This window comes from Intrasporangium sp. (genome assembly GCF_032907665.1).
GTDB lineage: Bacteria > Actinomycetota > Actinomycetes > Actinomycetales > Dermatophilaceae > Intrasporangium.
This window is the reverse complement of sequence record NZ_JAJJPG010000253.1, coordinates 1-2,660: the sequence shown is the minus strand read 5'-3', so window position 1 is coordinate 2,660 and position 2,660 is coordinate 1. Positions and strand designations below refer to the sequence as shown.

Annotated in this window: 4 protein-coding genes; 3 read left to right on the top strand and 1 reads right to left on the bottom strand. The window is 71.2% G+C overall.

Features of this window, described 5'->3' with window-relative positions; all coding sequences use genetic code 11:
- Window positions 1-5: 5 nt before the first annotated feature.
- Together LOY02_RS19250 and LOY02_RS19060 are read left to right on the top strand one after the other, a co-directional pair.
- On the top strand, window positions 6-149 hold the full coding sequence (locus LOY02_RS19250) for an acyl-CoA dehydrogenase family protein (RefSeq protein ID WP_410505984.1): 144 nt from the start codon (window positions 6-8) through the stop codon (window positions 147-149).
- Between the two features lie 75 nt (window positions 150-224).
- Complete coding sequence (locus LOY02_RS19060) at window positions 225-971, top strand: 3-oxoacyl-ACP reductase family protein (protein WP_317183938.1); 747 nt, start codon at window positions 225-227, stop codon at window positions 969-971.
- A gap of 77 nt (window positions 972-1,048) precedes the next feature.
- On the opposite strand, the gene LOY02_RS19055 is transcribed toward LOY02_RS19060, so the two are convergent.
- Window positions 1,049-1,726 carry a carboxymuconolactone decarboxylase family protein gene (locus LOY02_RS19055; protein ID WP_317183937.1) on the bottom strand — a complete coding sequence of 226 codons (678 nt, stop codon included), beginning with the start codon at window positions 1,724-1,726 and terminating at the stop codon, window positions 1,049-1,051.
- A 221-nt stretch (window positions 1,727-1,947) separates the two neighbouring features.
- On the opposite strand from LOY02_RS19055, the gene LOY02_RS19050 reads away from it, so the two are divergent.
- Window positions 1,948-2,660: beta-ketoacyl synthase N-terminal-like domain-containing protein (locus tag LOY02_RS19050; RefSeq protein ID WP_317183936.1), on the top strand; the 713-nt coding region annotated here is incomplete at its 3' end.

Sequence of the window (2,660 nt, the reverse complement as noted above, 5' to 3'; positions counted from 1 at the left end):
TGACGATCGGGCACATCGGCTACTCGTCCGAGCACAAGGTCGGCCAGCGCCTGCGTGACGTCATCGGCCTCGAGATCGGTGACGGCACCGCGCAGGTCTCCAAGCTCGTGATCTCCCGCTCCCTCCTGGGCCGCCGGTACGCCCCCTGATCAGCCACGCACCTGGGCCCGCTTGCCCTGCAAGCCAGCCCAGCGGCATACCGCGAACGTCCTGAAAGGCACACCATGACCAGGCTCACCGACAAGATCGCCATCGTCACCGGCGCCGCCCGCGGCCTCGGCCGGGGCATCGCCGAGCGACTCGCGTCCGAGGGTGCGACCGTCGTCGTCACCGACGTCAACGAGGACGGGGCGAAGCAGGCGGCGAAGGAGATCGGCGACAGCGCGATCGGCCTCGGCTGCGACGTGTCCGACTACACCTCCGTCGAGGCCATGGTCGCCGCGGTGAAGGACCGCTTCGGGCGCGTGGACGTCCTCGTCAACAACGCCGGCTGGGACAAGGCCGCCCCGTTCCTCGACCTCGAGCAGGAGCTCTGGCCGAAGATCATCGGGATCAACCTCTACGGCGTGCTCAACACGATGAAGGCGGTCCTGCCGATCATGGCCGAGCAGGGCTCGGGCTCCGTCGTCAACATCAGCAGCGACGCCGGCCGGGTCGGCTCGTCCGGCGAGGCCGTCTACTCGGCCGCCAAGGGCGGGGTCATCGCGTTCACGAAGTCGACGGCCCGCGAGATGGCCCGCAAGCAGGTCCGCGTCAACGTCATCTGCCCCGGCCCCGCCGATACGCAGCTGTTCGCGGAGTTCGCCGGCGACAACCAGGGCCTGCGCGAGGCGCTGACCAAGGCCATCCCGCTCCGCCGCTTGGGGCAGCCCTCCGACGTCGCCGGCGCGGTCGCGTACTTCGCCTCCGACGACTCCGTCTACGTCACGGGCCAGACTCTGAGCGTCAGCGGCGGCCTGACGATGAGCTGAGGGACAGCGATGAGCGCCGAGACGGTCCAGACCCCCGCGAGGGTCGACAACCCCCGCTCAGGATCCGCCCGATGACCTCAGCCTGCTTCGTCCGCGGCGAAACGCACCGCGGGACGACCGGCCGCCCAGCGCACCAGCCCGTGGACCAGCGCCACGGGCAGGGCGAGCGCCCCCGCGACCTGCATCCCCACCTCGTACCCGAGGCTGGAGTCCCGGTACGGCGTGCCACTCAAGCGGGCCATGAACGCGCTGTACGGGATGCCGTACATGTTGCCCACCAGCATGACGTGCGCCGCGGCGAGGACCGTCCGCGCCCTCCGGCGACCGTACTCGCGGACCACCGCCTCGTAGGCCGCTCGGTCGGGGCGGGCACGCGAGTCGGCGTAGTGCTGCGCGAAGACCACGCCGGTGGCCTCGTCCGGCGGGACCACCTCACCGTCCCCGGCGAGCAGGCCGCTGATCTCCTCGCCCGACATGCCCTCCCGCAGCGCCATCCGCGTGTGCGCCCAGGAGCACGCGGGGCACCCGTTCACCTCGGTCACCGCGAGCATCACCCGCTCGATGGCGCGCGGGTCCATCACGCGACGCAGCCGGTTGGCGACGAGCACGGCGGCTGCCTGTGGCAGCAGCACGGCCGCGTCATAGAACTCCCGCAGCCGGAACCTGCGCTTGTAGGACGTCCGAGCCTCGACCGTCGTGGCGATCCGCCCCAGATGATGCTTCCACCGGAGCCCTCGCCACTCTCCACGACGCATCGCTTCGTGCCCTTCCGGCAGCCGCGCCACGGGATCGGCGAGCTGTCCATCTCCATGATCGCACCGTCACCGTCGGCGGGGTGCGCCGCGGGTGCTCGCACGCCTGTGACCCTCACGACGCCCGCCCGGCCGCCGGGGCGATCGGGGATCATGGGCGAGCCGTGTCGGACCCCGAGCGGCAGGAACGTCGACAACCCACCCGAGACGATGGAGGCAACGCGATGAGCACGGCATATCTGGTTTCGGGGGTCCGCACTCCCATCGGGCGGTATGCCGGTGCGCTGGCTCCCGTGCGTCCCGACGACCTCGCTGCCCACGTCGTCTCGACCCTCATGTCGAGACACCCGTCGGTGGACTGGGAGGCGGTCGACGACGTCGTCCTCGGCTGCGCGAACCAAGCCGGGGAGGACAACCGCAACGTGGCCCGGATGGCAGTGCTCCTCTCGGGGCTGCCGGTGCGCACCCCTGGCATCACCGTCAACCGCCTCTGCGCCTCTGGTCTGGACGCCGTCGGGATCGCCGCCCGGGCGATCCGGTCCGGCGACGCCGACCTCATGGTCGCCGGCGGTGTCGAGAGCATGACGCGGGCGCCCTTCGTCATGCCCAAGGCGGGCGCCGCGTGGTCGCGCAGCAACGAGGTCTTCGACACGACGATCGGTTGGCGGTTCGTCAACCCTCGGATGAAGGAGACATACGGCATCGACTCGATGCCCGAGACCGCGCAGCACGTCGCCGACGACTTCGCGGTGTCACGGGAGGACCAGGACGCCTTTGCCCTGCGCTCGCAGGAGCGGGCCGCGAGGGCCATCGCGAGCGGGCGGCTCGCCCGGGAGATCGTGCCCGTCGAGGTGCCCGGCCGCAAGGGCGCCGTCACCGTCGTCGACACCGACGAGCACCCCCGCGAGACCTCGCTCGAGGCGCTCGCCGGGTTGCG

Coding starts and splice junctions, on each gene's coding strand:
- LOY02_RS19060 (WP_317183938.1), top strand. CDS start 225: ATGACCAGGCTCACCGACAAGATCGCCATCGTCACCGGCGCCGCCCGC.
- LOY02_RS19055 (WP_317183937.1), bottom strand. CDS start 1,726: ATGCGTCGTGGAGAGTGGCGAGGGCTCCGGTGGAAGCATCATCTGGGG.